This window comes from Iodobacter sp. (assembly GCF_025352645.1).
Taxonomy (GTDB): Bacteria; Pseudomonadota; Gammaproteobacteria; order Burkholderiales; family Chitinibacteraceae; genus Iodobacter.
On record NZ_JANXSO010000050.1, the window covers coordinates 1 to 13,716 of the forward strand.

Below are 13,716 nucleotides of genomic sequence, written 5' to 3' on the forward strand. Positions count from 1 at the left end.
CCGTTCGCCACTCGTCAGCGGAGCAAGCTCCCTGTTACCGTTCGACTTGCATGTGTAAAGCATGCCGCCAGCGTTCAATCTGAGCCAGGATCAAACTCTTTAGTTTAATCGCTAAGCTAGTACTTACTGGCTTACTTTATTCCGAGTAACCATCGCTGGTTACTCTTTACTAATGCAAGCACTTGTTTCGCTTCCGAACCAAGCACTCACACTCATCGACTGTATTTTGTTAAAGATCGTCTCGCTGTGACATCATTGTGTGGCTGTGTGTGCTGCAGCGAGAGGCCGAAATATACGGGCCTTGGCCGCTTCGGTCAACACCTTACTTGCAAGAAAACATACCAAATACGGTAAGTTATTGATTTACAAAAGATCGCCCAAGCAACTAGAGATGTAAATTATGCGACAGCGTCTTTGATGGCTTTGAGCGGTGTGTACTTTAAAGCTTTTTTAGCGGGGATTTGCACTGGTTCGCCCGTTCTTGGGTTGCGACCGACACGTGCATCGCGATGTTTGACAGCCAATTTGCCGATTCCTGGCAAAGTGACTTCGCCGCCGCCCTTGAGCGTTGCGCCAGTGACATCGCCCAGCGCTTCTAAAGTCGCTTCAACGGCCTTTTTAGAAATACCTGGCAATTCGTACTCAGCAACCCTTAGTACGGCTTCGATGAGTTCTCGCTTATTCATAGTGAAATTCCAGATATTGAAATATTTGAAGCACATTGTGCCAGCCCTTATTGCTTCATGTCTGTTTGAAATTGAGAGAGAGATTATTTATTAGGCTTTGCTGCAACAGTTATCTGTTTAGCATTTCATTCACACACTAGGTACAACAACAATTGCGATTCTTGGTATTTGCTGAAAAAATAGCGCATGCCTCTTGTACTCAATCCCCTTCCCATCCCCAATCCCATCCAGATTGCCGTGCTGCTTTTGCCGCCAGCCCCATTATTAAGTATCGCCAGCATCGATACGGTATTGGGCCTCGCAAATACAATCAGTGATAAAGCGCTATATAAGTTGCAATATTATTCATTAGATGGGGCGGCCATTCCCTTAGCCACGGGTGGGCACTACCCTCAACTGCCCGCACTCACGAGAGCTCAACCTTTTGGTGTGCTACTGGTGCTAGCCCAAACGCCACCATTTGCTCATGACCCGCGCTTATCGCTACTAAAACCTTTACTACAAAATGTGACTCAGATTGGGGCTATCGATTGCGGCGCTTGGTGGCTAGCGGCTTGTGGCGTGCTGGATCAGCATAGGGCAACTTTGCGCTGGCCCGAGCTTGGCAATTTCTCCGCGTCGTTTCCTAGAGTAATTTGTACGCAAAACATATTTGAATTTGACCGTAAATACTTTAGCTGCGGCGCAGGAGCAGCTACTTTAGATGCCATGCTGCATTTTGTTAGCCAACAACAAGGACTTGGGCTAGCGGAGCAGATTGCTGAAGCGCTGTGCATTGAACACTTGCGCAGTACAGAGACTCGCCAGCGTGCTTCACATGGCCTACAACTTGGCCAGCGCCAGCCTAAGTTGAGCACCGTTCTGCAATTAATGGAGGCCAATTTAGAAGAACCCATCAACAGCGATACACTCGCCCTGCACGTTGGCCTATCCCGCCGCCAGCTGGAGCGATTATTTAAACAGCATTTAGATACCCTGCCCGCACGTCACTATATGCAATTGCGCTTAGAGCGTGCCCGTACGCTATTGCAGCGCACGGGGATTTCCGTGGTGCAGATTGGTTTATCTTGCGGCTTTTCTTCTGGCGCGCATTTCGCTACCGCTTACCGTGCTCACTTTGGAATATCTCCTAGAGAGGAGCGTAACGGGTGAGTTTTAGGCATGGCATGCCGTGCCCCTAAGTATGGAAAAACATCGCCTAAAATGAATGCAATGGGCATATTTGGACCTGACATAACCTCGCCTCAGGCTAGGGAGATGCGACCCCTACCGATATCCCTAGGTATTAAAGGTGTAAAGCTATAGCTTTATGTCGCATTTATAGAAGATTCATTAAGGGCGGCCGCTCTACACTGGATGCACTCTCTCCCGCATGCAGGATCTACGCAATGTCTACAGTCAATCGCGCTACATTTGATCAAGTAATGGTTCCTAACTACGCCCCTGCGCCCTTTATTCCAGTCAAAGGTCTTGCGTCCCGCCTATGGGATCAAGAAGGCCGCGAGTATGTGGATTTTTCCAGTGGTATTGCCGTTACCAGCCTTGGGCATTTACACCCTGAGCTGACTGCTGTGCTGCACGATCAGGCCGATAAACTCTGGCATTTATCCAATGGGTTTACCAATGAGCCAGCACTGCGACTGGCCCAACGCCTGATTGATGCCACCTTTGCTGAGCGCGTATTTTTTTGTAACTCTGGTGCAGAAGCCAACGAAGCCGCGCTAAAACTGGCCCGCCGCTATGCCGTCGATCATTTTTCTAGTGATAAAGATCAGATTATTTCCTGCACCCAATCTTTTCATGGCCGCACCCTGTTTACCGTATCCGTAGGTGGCCAACCTAAGTATGCAGAAGGATTTGGCCCTATCCCAGCGGGTATCAGCCATGTGCCGTTTAATGACCTGGCCGCCATTGAAGCCATGATCAGCGACAAAACCTGCGCGGTGATTGTAGAACCGGTGCAAGGCGAAGGCGGCGTAATCCCAGCAACGCAAGAATACCTAAGTGCCCTGCGTGCCCTATGCGACAAACACAATGCTCTGTTGATTTTTGATGAAGTACAAATTGGTGTGGGCCGCTCTGGCTCGCTCTATGCTTATATGCACTACGGCGTAACACCGGATATTTTGACCTCGGCCAAGGCTCTTGGCAATGGCCTGCCAATTGGCGCGATGCTGACCACCGAAGCGATTTCTAAATCCTTTATCGTGGGTACTCACGGCTCTACTTATGGTGGTAACCCACTGGTCACCGCCGTCGCCGACAAAGTCATCGAGCTGATTAATACGCCTGCCGTATTAGATGGCGTAAAACACCGCAATAAGCTGTTTGTGGATGGCTTAAATAAGATCAATGCCAAGCATGGCGTATTTAAAGAAATTCGCGGCAGCGGCTTATTGATTGGAGCCGAGCTGGCCCCAGTATTGCAAGGCCGCGCCAAAGATGTGGTGACGCTTGGTGCAAAGCACAGCGTTGTGCTGCTCATGGCTGGCCCGAATGTGCTGCGTCTGCTGCCGTCTTTAGTGATTTCAGAAGCCGATCTGGCAGAAGGCCTGCGCCGCTTAGAGGCGGTGATTGCTGAGCTGATACCGGCGACTGTGGCGGCTTAGATTTAATAAACACACTAAAACCCACTTCTTAAACCACGGAGGGCACAGAGAAAACGGAGTTTCACGGAGAACAACAAATTCAACAGAGGCATGTAATGCCTAACGGTTTTCTCCGTGCTACTCAATGCCCTCCCAAACTCCGTGGTTCAAGATTTGGGTTTTAAGATAGGCTCTTCGTCATTCACAAATCTCTTTATCGGGAATCCTGCCTCACGACTGGATCCCCGACTAAATCACTCGGGGATGACGGTTTTGAAATCTATTACGAAGCTGCAGCATAGAAAGATTTGTAATCCTAAATGGTTTTCTCCGTGAAAATCCGTGCCCTCCCAAACTCCGTGATTCAAGATTTGGGTTTTAAGCTCCCCATCCATCTCCATTCGGATCGCCCCTATGCTTATCGTAAGACCAGGAAAACTGTCCGACCTTGATCAATTGGAACGCATGGCGCGCTCTAAGGGGCCGATTTTGCATTCGCTGCCGCCGGATCGTACCCGCCTGCAAGAGTTAATTTTGCACTCGATTGATTCACTGCAAAACGAGATCGACTACCCTGGCGAAGAAAGCTATTTATTTGTACTAGAAGAAGATGGCGTGTTGTATGGCTCCGCCAGCATCGTTGCCCTTGCTGGGCAACACGAGCCTTTTTATGCTTTTCGCAATGAAGTGGTGGTACACGCCTCACGTGAGCTACATGTGAATCACCGTATTCACGCCTTGGTGATGTCGCATGAACTAACCAGCTGTACGCGGCTGACTGGTTTTTATATCGAGCCAGAAAAAGCCGCCTATGCCGATCTACTATCGCGTGCGCGCCTCTTATTTATTGCCCAGCACCGCCAGCGTTTTTGCAAAGAGATTTTCTCAGTGCTACCTGGCATAGCCGACACAGAAGGCAACTCACCGTTTTGGGATAGCGTAGGGCGCAAATTTACTCGACGTGATTTTGCTGAAATGGAGATCGAATCAGGCGGCCGCAGCCGTGGCTTTATTGCTGAAGTGATGCCGGTTGATCCGCTTTATGTACCGCTGCTATCTATCGACGCGCAGCGGGTCATGGGAGAGCCACATCCCGGATCACGCCTGCCTTATCAATGCCATCTGGATGAAGGCTTTGAGCCAGATCGCTTTATCGATATTTTTGACGGTGGCCCAGTGCTCACCAATACGCTGGATGCCTGTTATTCGCTACGCCACAGCGCCTTACATCATTTAGCCTACACATCCGATGTACACGGCACGGCCAGCTATCTGGTTTGCAATACATCAGCCAGCGAGTTTCGCTGCATCAAAACCCACCTACCCAAACAACTCAGCCACGATATTGCGCTACCAACCGCACTAGCTGCGGCACTAGAAATCAGCACCGGCAGCGATATGCGCTGTCTAAAACTCAACCACTCAGGGGCAGTATTATGAAAATTGTCCGCCTCTGTCAGTTTAGTGACGTAGATAAACTGGTCGAGCTAGCGCATAAAGCTGGCCCCGGCATGACCACACTCAAGCCTGATCCTGGTGCACAGGCCGCGCGTATCGATCGTGTTCGCCGCACCATCGAAGGCAGCGCAGCCATCGCCGACCAAGGCTACCTATTCTTAATGGAAGAAACCGACACTGGCGAAATTGTGGGGGTCTGTGGCATCGAAACCGCAGTGGGGCTAGAGCAACCGTTTTACACCTACCGCATCGATACCTCGGTTTATGCCAGCCGCGAAATGCATATCTGGAGCAAGATGGATAAGCTCACCATCTCGCACGATCTCACCGGCTATACCGAGCTATGCTCGCTATTTTTAGACCCGCTGCACCGTGTGAACTGCAATGGTGCCCTGCTGTCTAAATCTCGCTTTATGTTTTTGGCGCAATTTGCCGAGCGCTTTGGCGAGCGCGTCTGCGCCGAAATGCGCGGGGTATTTGACGAAAATGGCGACTCGCCTTTCTGGCGTGCGCTGGGCAGCCATTTTTACCGCATCGATTTTCACGAAGCAGACCGGCTGGTATCCCTTGGTAAAAAATCATTCCTTGCCGAACTGATGCCACGTTTTCCGGTGTATATCGACTTTTTGCCGGACGATGCCAAAGCCTGTATTGGGGCCACACACAAAGATACCACCCCTGCCCGTCATCTATTAGAAAGCGAAGGCTTACGCCTAGAGCGGCATATTGACATCTTTGAAGCAGGCCCCGTGCTAGAAGCCCGTATCGACAGCCTGCGCGTGATGCGAGAAAGTGGGCTATGCAGTGTGGTGATCAGCGACACAAAAAAAGCACCATCGGCACCGCATTTAATTGCCACCAGCCAGTTAAAGAAATTCCGCACGGGACTAATCTATACCGCGCCAGAGCAAGGCCTGATTATGCTGACCCCAGCAGAAGCCAAGGCATTGCAAGTAAGCACAGGGGATCAAGTCAGAATGATGGAAGCTTATCCACGAAGAGTGGTGTAGCAGCAAAGATCGAAACCCAAATCTTAAACCACGGAGGGAAAGGAGAGCACGGAGGGCCACGGAGAGAAACAAGTAACTTAGCTAAATCACACTTATCATTTCCGCTCGGTCGAAAATCCTGCATTTACGCTGGATCCCCGACAAAAACGCTCGGGGATGACAACAATGATTCCCTAGGGTTTCTCCGTGTAACTCCGTGTTCTCTGTGCTTTCCGTGGTTAAAGATTTGGGTTTAAATTTTGAATCAGCAAATATCTTAAAGGACAGCAACATGGCTCAATTGTTTATTAATGACCAATGGCAAGATGGCACGGGTAGTGAATTAATTTCTACCAATCCAGCGAGTAATGCCGTGGTCTGGCAGGGTAAGAGCGCTAGTGCTGCAGATGTTGAGCTTGCCATGAGCGCTGCCCGCACCGCCTTCCCTACTTGGAAACGCACTACGCTAGAAGATCGCATCGCTATCGTGCGCCGCTTTGGTGAGCTGCTGGGTGAGCACAAAGAAGAGCTTGCCCACGCCATTGGCTTTGAAACCGGTAAGCCGCTATGGGAATCGCGTCAGGAAGTGGCGGCGATGGTGGGCAAGATTGAGATTTCTATCCGCGCCCATGCTGAGCGCACCGGTGAGCGCAGCAGCGCCACGCCTGATGGCAACGCCGTTTTGCGCCATCGTCCGCATGGCGTAGTAGCAGTTTATGGACCTTATAACTTCCCCGGGCACCTGCCCAACGGCCATATTGTTCCGGCACTCTTGGCAGGTAACTGCATCGTATTTAAGCCATCCGAGCAAGCACCGCTGGTGGCAGAAAAAACCGTCAAACTGTGGCAAGCCGCTGGCCTGCCTGCTGGTGTGATTGCGCTACTGCAAGGCGAAAAAGACACCGGTATTGCGCTAGCCAAGCATGATGATCTAAACGGCCTGCTATTTACCGGCAGCTCTGGCACCGGCGTAGCGCTGCACAAGCAATTTGCTGGCCGGCCTGACTTTATGCTGGCGCTAGAAATGGGCGGCAATAATCCGCTGATTATTGCTCCGACCGAAGCGCTAGATGCTGCGGTACACCACACTATTCAATCGGCGTTTTTATCCGCTGGCCAACGCTGCACCTGCTCGCGCCGCATTCTGGTGCCGCACGGTGAATTTGGTGATCGCTTCCTTGCCCGCCTGATTGAAGTGGCTGGCAAATTATCTATCGGCCATTTTGACGCCGCCGAGCAGCCGTTTATGGGCTCAGTGATCTCTTTAACCGCCGCACGCCAACTGATGGCTGCACAAGACAAGCTGATCACCCTTGGCGCTGTGCCGCTGCTGAAAATGCAACACGCTGACCCAAGCAACGCCTTTGTGACCCCAGCCATTCTGGACGTGACAAGCGTGGCCAGCCTGCCAGACGAAGAATACTTTGGCCCGCTAACGCAAATCATTCGCTACAGCGATTTTGCCAAGGCGATTGAAGTTGCCAACGATACGGCCTACGGCCTCTCTGCGGGCCTCTTGGCAGATGATGCCGCGCTATGGGAAGAGTTTAAAACCGAGATCGACGCAGGCGTCGTGAACTGGAACCGCCCAACCAATGGCGCATCCTCTGCCGCGCCATTTGGCGGCACTGGTAAATCAGGTAACCACCGCCCAAGCGCCTATTACGCCGCCGACTACTGCGCCACACCAATGGCATCAATTGAATCGGCCAGCCTAGTGCTGCCCACTCAGTTGTCACCTGGAATAAGTTTATAAGGCATCCACTCATACAGCTTACTTCAGCTTTTTATAGTAAGCCGACCCGCACGTAAGCAGCAAAATGACCGTTTTCCCTAAAGCGAACGGTCATTTTATTTGCCTAAAATAAACCCTGCGGCTCCATTCTTTAGTTTTAACAGGTCTTTGGCGTTCATTCACACTCCCCCAATATCCAATCCCTAAACACTTGTACCGGATAGGCATCGTGTTTGCTTTTGGGGTGAACTAGGTAATAAGCATTTCGGCTTTTTACTGGATGATCAATAGCCACCACAAGCCGCCCACTGGCTAGCTCTTCTTGCACTAAAAACAACGGCAATACCGCCATGCCTAGCCCAGCCAATGCAGCTTGAATCACCATATAAAACTGCTCAAACCTTGGGCCTTTGCCGGTGTTTTTGGCTTGCCCACCCACCGCCTCAAACCAATCGGCCCATGCTTGTGGGCGGGTGGTTTGTTGCAATAATGTAAAATCTGCCAAATCAGCGGAGCCAGTTAAAACACGGCCTGCCAATAGGCTGGGGGCGCAAACGGGGACGGTTTCCTCGTCCATCAACCAGTGATATTCCACCCCTGGCCAAGAAGTATCGCCAAAATGGATCGCCACATCGATTTCTTCTTTAGCAAAATCAAAGGGCTTTAGGCGGGTGAGTAAATTAAGCTGAATCTCTGGATAGCGCCGAGTAAAGCTACCCAGCCTTGGCACTAACCAGCGCGAGCCAAAAGTAGGCAAAATCGCCAAATTAAGCGCGCCACTGGTGCCGCTATACGCCATCAGAGCCAGCGTGGCGGCCTCGGCCTTATCTAATACATCTCGAATATCCCGCGCATAAGCTTCCCCCGCCTCGGTCAGAACTAAACGTTGTTTAATCCTATGAAAAAGCGCGCGTCCCAAAAACTCTTCTAATAAGCGGATTTGCCGGCTAACTGCGCTCTGAGTGACGTTGAGCTCTTCGGCTGCACGGGTAAAGCTAAGCTGGCGAGCCGCAGCATCAAAGCACTGTAAAGCACCTAAGGAAGGAAGAATACGCCGCATAGTTCATGACTTTTTGGAATGAAGTAGTAAGAATACATCGCTTGAACCTAAACGCAAATCGTCACAGACTAAAACATAGATTAAAACGTAAAGGACACTCCATGCCGTGCCCCTACGAGTAATAAATATGACCTGCTGAATCCCCCTTCTCCCCTTGTGGGAGAGGGGCTGGGGAAGAGGGGGTAAAGCCCCACAATTCTTTTTTCAAATTAAAGGGTATTAGCAAAATGGATCGCACTTCTTTTGATACCACCGCCATCGAAACCACGCAGCTAGGGCAATTGCTGCTGCGAGTTGCGGGCACAGCCAAGGCCCAGCAACTCTTTGCCATGATTGAAGTCGATCCACGCCTACTCGGCCCCACCAGCAACCAAGTGAGCCGCGCGGTACTGGCGCAAGCCATGAATATGATGCTGTTTGCACAAAACCTAAGCGCTGTGCCAGAAGGCGCACGTTATGTGGCAGAAAAACTAGCCGCAGGATGCAAAGTGGTGTTTGATCACGGCGCGCTGCGCACGGTAGATGCCGCGCGCACCGGTGCTTTGCCGCATGGCCAGCAAGCATTTAAACGGATCTTAGAGCCTCTGGGTTTTGCTGTAGCCCATGTTTATCCACTTAAAAAACTAAAGATGACCGGCCGTGCTTACTGCCATCTTGATTTGCCTGAAGTCATTTCGCAGTTTTTTGTATCTGAGCTACACGTTGATCAGTTTTCTATTAACTTTCAAGTCGCTGCCGAACGGATCGTACATAAATCACGCGATCCCTTAGGGCCACAGCACCACAGCCTACTGGTGCAATTAGCCAGCCAAAAAGAATTAAGCTTTGATGACGCAGCCGTCTTGCTGCCTGCCTTAGTTGGCTGTTTTGATGTGCAACACGAAGCGCCACATTTAGTGGATTACGAAACCGTACTAGCCGAATCCGCAGAAATGGCTTGGATCAGCACCGAAGGCAACCGCTTTAACCACGCCACTGACCGTGTGCCTCATGTGATAGAGCTGGCCGACGAATTGCGGGCAAAAGGCTATCCCATTAAAGACAGCGTAGAAATCTCTGGCTCTGGCGCGGTCAGGCAAACCGCACTTAAAGCAGCCATGGTGCAGCGTGTTTTCCTTGATGAAAAAAATCACCCCATCACCCGCACTGTACCTGGCTCCTTTTACGAATTTATCAGCCGCGATAAACTACCCGATAGCGAGCAGCTAGATCTGCGCTTTGATGCATCGAACGCTCAGGGGATTTTTAAGATGACGGCGGCAAGTTAATCGCTAAAAAACCTTATGTAGGGTGGGCACGTTTTTGTGCCCACGCGTCAATGCTTTGCCGCGTGGGCAAGATAACCCCCCTTGCCCACCCTACATTTTCCCTAAGATAGGCACGGCATGCCGTGCCCCTACATTCATCACCTCCCCCGCCTAAAGCCATGATCCCTCGCCTCAGCAGCACAGCCACTTCAGCCTCTATCTACCTCGATTTTATCGCCGAGCTGCGTTTGCGCGGCTTTGCTGGGGAGATCAGCGCGGCGCTGGCGGATCGCACCGTGCTAGCAACTGATAATTCCATCTACCAGCTTTTACCGCAGGCCGTGGTTTTCCCCAAGCATCAAGACGATGTGATCCGTGTGGTCAAACTGGCCAGCGAGCCAAGATTCCACAGCATTAAGCTTTACCCTCGGGGTGGTGGCACAGGCACCAATGGGCAGTCTTTGGGCGATGGGCTGGTGATCGATCTATCCAAGAATATGAATACCATTCTGGAAATCAACGCGGCTGAGCGCTGGGTGCGGGTAGAAAGCGGCGTGGTTAAAGATCAGCTAAACCGTGAGCTAGCTAAGCACGGGCTATTTTTTGCCCCTGAATTATCCACCTCTAACCGCGCCACCATTGGCGGCATGATTAATACCGATGCCAGCGGCCAAGGCTCCTGCCTTTACGGTAAAACACGCGATCATGTGTTAGAGCTGGCGACGGTTTTACTCGACGGCACGCTCTGGCACTCGCAGCCCATAAACGATGAGCTGCTGCTGCAAATTTGCGAGCAGGATAATACAGTCGGCCATGTACACGGGCTGATTGCGCAAATTTATAAAGATCATAGCGAGCAAATCAGCACCACCTTTCCCAAGCTAAACCGCTGCCTCACCGGCTACGACTTAGCCCACATCAGAAATAACGACGATCAGTTTGATCTGAACGCTATTTTGTGCGGATCAGAAGGCACGCTAGGGCTAATTATAGAAGCCAAGCTCAATGTGCTACCGCTGCCCAAATACAGCGCGCTGATTAATATCCGCTACTTAAGCTTTGATGCTGCGCTGCGCGATGCCCCCAAGCTGATGGCGCTAGGCGCGGCTTCGATCGAAACGGTGGATTCCACCATTTTGCAGCTGGCTAAGGGCGATCTTAGCTGGCAAGGGATTGCTGGATTTTTTCCTGAAGACGGCGAGCCTGCGCTGGGGATTAATTTACTTGAAGTACTGAGCGACGATGAGGCCGATCTATCCGCCCAAATCGCCCATATCGAACAAGGCTTGGGCCATAAGCGCTTTACCGTGGCGCGTGGCGATGCGGCGGTTAAACGCATCTGGGGGATGCGTAAAAAATCTGTTGGGCTGTTAGCCAATAGAGCGGGAGAAGCCCGCCCGATTCCTTTTGTAGAAGACACCGCCGTTCCGCCCGAGCACCTTGCCGATTATATTGCCGAGTTTCGTGCATTGCTGGATGCACACGGGCTGTTTTATGGCATGTTTGGCCATGTGGATGCTGGCGTGCTGCACGTTCGCCCCGCCATCGATATGAAAGATCCCAACTCGCTGGCCTTGGTGCGTCAGATCAGTGATGGCGTAGCGGCACTCACGCAGAAATATCATGGCGTATTGTGGGGCGAGCACGGCAAGGGGCTGCGCAGCGAATATGCACCGGCGTTTTTTGGCAAGCTCTACCCCTGCATACAGCAGATCAAGCAGGTGTTCGATCCGCATAACCAGCTCAACCCTGGCAAAATCGCCACGCCCTCGGCCGATGAGGCGCTGCTTAAAATTGACGCCGTGCCAACCCGCGGCCAGTACGACCGGCAAATCCCTATTCATATCCGCAAGGATTATGAGGGGGCATTGCACTGTAATGGCAACGGTGCTTGTTATAACTTCGACCCCGACGACGCCATGTGCCCATCGTGGAAAGCCACTCGCCAGCGCCGCCATTCACCCAAAGGGCGTGCGTCTTTAATGCGTGAATGGCTGCGCCAACTTGCCGAAAATGGTGTGGACCCAGGCAAGACTCTGCCTGCCAGCTGGCCACGCCGCCTGATCAATAGCCTGAATAAAAAAGGGGATTTTTCAGCCGAAGTGATGGAGGCCATGAACGGCTGCCTAGCGTGTAAATCCTGTGCAGGGCAATGCCCAGTTAAGGTGGATATTCCGGCGCTGCGCTCGCAATTTATGCATCTTTACTACGGACGCTATCTACGCCCCGCCAAGGATTATCTAGTCGCCAGCCTAGAAGCCACGCTGCCTCTGCTGGCTAAAATGCCACGCCTTTACAACGCGCTAGTGAGCCATCCCTTATCAAAAAAACTGCAAAAACAATTTAATCTGGTGGAAAGCCCACAGCTGAGCGGCATTGATCTACAGGCTGCCTTATTGCACCGTGGCTTTGCCATTGCAAGCGTAAATACGCCAAACACCCCTAACTCCGTGATTATCGTTCAAGATGCGTTTACCAGCTTTTTTGAAACGCAGCTGGTGCTAGATGTGTTTGAGCTATTAAAAAAACTTGGCTTCACCCCGCTGCTCGCGCCCTACAAACCTAATGGAAAACCGCTGCATGTACACGGCTTTTTGCCACAGTTTGCCCGCCTTGCCGCAGACAATAGCAAGATGCTACAAGCACTGACCCTTTCGGGCATTCCGTTAGTGGGGATAGATCCTTCCATGACACTGACTTACCGCAGCGAATACGCCAAAACGCTGGCCCATCCGCCCCAAGTCGCCCTGCTACAAGAATGGCTGGCAGCCGCGCTAGCCAAGCGCCCCGTAATACCCGCCCATACGGCGCAAAGCTTTACCCTGCTACCGCATTGCAGCGAAAAAACCAATGTTGCCAGCGCATATAGTGATTGGGATAAAGTCTTCACCGCGCTCGGCCATACCCTTGCCACCCAAGCTGCGGGCTGCTGCGGCATGGCAGGCACGTTTGGGCACGAAGCGGATCATCGAGCGATGTCAGAGCAAATTTACGCCCAGAGCTGGGGTAAAATTGTGGCGCAGCACGCTGAGGTGGATTCAAATCAATCCAAGCTGCTTGCCACCGGTTATTCATGCCGTTGCCAAGCAAAGCTGATCGATCAAGCCACGCTACGCCACCCTGTGCAGGCCTTGCTAGCCGCGCTCGAATCGGCGGCTGCTAATGTGGGGCATAGCAGCCATCACTCAGTCACTTAATGCCACTTCACCCAAGCTCAGCAACAAACCATCTTGTGTTGAAACAACGCTCAGCGCTTGCCAATCTTGCAGCACCGCCAATATATCGGGGTGCAACTTTTGCTCCCCCCCTATTTGCACCACTTGGCAGCCTGCGGCCAGTGCGCTAGCGACACCCGCTGGCGCATCTTCAAAAACGATACAATCCTGCGGCGCAAAATTAAGGCGGCTGGCGGCTAGGCGATACGCCTCAGGATCTGGTTTACCCACGCTCACATCTTCTGCACAAACAATATGCGCAGGAATAGGCAGCTGACAATGGCTCAGGCGATTGCTGGCTAGTTGCAAGCCAGCCGAAGTCACCACCGTCCAGCGCTGGCTTGGGAGCGCTGCTAAAAATTGCGCCGCCCCTAGAATCTGCACCACTCCAGTGCAATCATCGGCCTCGTACTGATCCACCCACCGACCTTCTGCAACGCAATCTAAATGCGGGGCCACGCGGCGAATGGTGTCTTCTGAACGCACCCCCTGCTGAATAGCCATTACCGTGGAAAAATCAATATCATGGCGCTGGCACCACGCCGACCAAACTTCAGCCACCTTGCTAGATGAATCTACCAGTGTGCCATCCATATCAAATAACTGATGTTACGCACCCAAAGCCCGAATCCGTTAACCTTACAACATGAAACTTAAAGAACTTGAACTTTATACCGACTTCCTCATTGCAACTTGCGGCAAAGCAACTGCGACAGGACTGGCCGACGCGCTGGATCA

10 protein-coding genes and 1 rRNA gene are annotated in these 13,716 nt (G+C 51.9%); 7 read left to right on the forward strand and 4 right to left on the reverse strand.

Annotated elements, in window-relative coordinates:
• Window positions 1-106, reverse strand: a 16S ribosomal RNA gene (locus Q0R17_RS06860); the annotation flags it as partial.
• A 292-nt stretch (window positions 107-398) separates the two neighbouring features.
• Window positions 399-686, reverse strand: coding sequence for an HU family DNA-binding protein (locus tag Q0R17_RS06865; protein ID WP_125971350.1), 288 nt, complete (start codon window positions 684-686; stop codon window positions 399-401).
• 186 nt (window positions 687-872) lie between these two features.
• On the opposite strand from Q0R17_RS06865, the gene Q0R17_RS06870 reads away from it, so the two are divergent.
• From Q0R17_RS06870 to astD, 5 genes are all read left to right on the forward strand, one after another.
• Window positions 873-1,838: a GlxA family transcriptional regulator gene (locus tag Q0R17_RS06870; protein WP_293933311.1), complete on the forward strand. Its 966-nt coding sequence runs from the start codon at window positions 873-875 to the stop codon at window positions 1,836-1,838.
• Window positions 1,839-2,074: 236 nt separating this feature from the next.
• Window positions 2,075-3,295, forward strand: a complete 1,221-nt coding sequence (locus Q0R17_RS06875; RefSeq protein ID WP_293933312.1) for an aspartate aminotransferase family protein — start codon at window positions 2,075-2,077, stop codon at window positions 3,293-3,295.
• A gap of 393 nt (window positions 3,296-3,688) precedes the next feature.
• Window positions 3,689-4,714: an arginine N-succinyltransferase gene (locus tag Q0R17_RS06880; protein ID WP_293933314.1), complete on the forward strand. Its 1,026-nt coding sequence runs from the start codon at window positions 3,689-3,691 to the stop codon at window positions 4,712-4,714.
• Window positions 4,711-5,742 carry an arginine N-succinyltransferase gene (gene astA, locus Q0R17_RS06885; protein WP_293933316.1) on the forward strand — a complete coding sequence of 344 codons (1,032 nt, stop codon included), beginning with the start codon at window positions 4,711-4,713 and terminating at the stop codon, window positions 5,740-5,742. Before Q0R17_RS06880 ends, astA begins: the two co-directional genes overlap by 4 nt.
• 271 nt (window positions 5,743-6,013) lie before the next feature.
• A complete protein-coding gene (gene astD, locus Q0R17_RS06890; RefSeq protein ID WP_293933318.1) occupies window positions 6,014-7,477 on the forward strand; it encodes a succinylglutamate-semialdehyde dehydrogenase in 1,464 nt (487 codons plus the stop codon).
• A gap of 154 nt (window positions 7,478-7,631) precedes the next feature.
• Here astD and gcvA read toward each other — a convergent pair whose 3' ends face one another.
• Window positions 7,632-8,516, reverse strand: a complete 885-nt coding sequence (gene gcvA / locus Q0R17_RS06895) for a transcriptional regulator GcvA (RefSeq protein ID WP_293933320.1) — start codon at window positions 8,514-8,516, stop codon at window positions 7,632-7,634.
• Window positions 8,517-8,743: 227 nt separating this feature from the next.
• Here gcvA and Q0R17_RS06900 point away from each other — a divergent pair, with 227 nt between their 5' ends.
• Both Q0R17_RS06900 and Q0R17_RS06905 read left to right on the forward strand, forming a co-directional pair.
• Complete coding sequence (locus Q0R17_RS06900) at window positions 8,744-9,784, forward strand: DUF1338 domain-containing protein (protein WP_293933321.1); 1,041 nt, start codon at window positions 8,744-8,746, stop codon at window positions 9,782-9,784.
• A 122-nt stretch (window positions 9,785-9,906) separates the two neighbouring features.
• Window positions 9,907-12,960, forward strand: a complete 3,054-nt coding sequence (locus Q0R17_RS06905; RefSeq protein ID WP_293933323.1) for an FAD-binding and (Fe-S)-binding domain-containing protein — start codon at window positions 9,907-9,909, stop codon at window positions 12,958-12,960.
• Here the strand turns inward: Q0R17_RS06905 and Q0R17_RS06910 are convergent.
• Window positions 12,949-13,572 carry an HAD-IA family hydrolase gene (locus Q0R17_RS06910; RefSeq protein WP_293933325.1) on the reverse strand — a complete coding sequence of 208 codons (624 nt, stop codon included), beginning with the start codon at window positions 13,570-13,572 and terminating at the stop codon, window positions 12,949-12,951. The two genes, Q0R17_RS06905 and Q0R17_RS06910, sit on opposite strands and share 12 nt — an antisense overlap.
• Window positions 13,573-13,716: the final 144 nt, after the last annotated feature.

Excerpts from the sequence above, each read along its gene's own strand:
- Q0R17_RS06865 (WP_125971350.1), bottom strand. The coding sequence starts at position 686 with ATGAATAAGCGAGAACTCATCGAAGCCGTACTAAGGGTTGCTGAGTAC.
- Q0R17_RS06870 (WP_293933311.1), top strand. The coding sequence starts at position 873 with ATGCCTCTTGTACTCAATCCCCTTCCCATCCCCAATCCCATCCAGATT.
- Q0R17_RS06875 (WP_293933312.1), top strand. The coding sequence starts at position 2,075 with ATGTCTACAGTCAATCGCGCTACATTTGATCAAGTAATGGTTCCTAAC.
- Q0R17_RS06880 (WP_293933314.1), top strand. The coding sequence starts at position 3,689 with ATGCTTATCGTAAGACCAGGAAAACTGTCCGACCTTGATCAATTGGAA.
- astA (WP_293933316.1), top strand. The coding sequence starts at position 4,711 with ATGAAAATTGTCCGCCTCTGTCAGTTTAGTGACGTAGATAAACTGGTC.
- astD (WP_293933318.1), top strand. The coding sequence starts at position 6,014 with ATGGCTCAATTGTTTATTAATGACCAATGGCAAGATGGCACGGGTAGT.
- gcvA (WP_293933320.1), bottom strand. The coding sequence starts at position 8,516 with ATGCGGCGTATTCTTCCTTCCTTAGGTGCTTTACAGTGCTTTGATGCT.
- Q0R17_RS06900 (WP_293933321.1), top strand. The coding sequence starts at position 8,744 with ATGGATCGCACTTCTTTTGATACCACCGCCATCGAAACCACGCAGCTA.
- Q0R17_RS06910 (WP_293933325.1), bottom strand. The coding sequence starts at position 13,572 with ATGGATGGCACACTGGTAGATTCATCTAGCAAGGTGGCTGAAGTTTGG.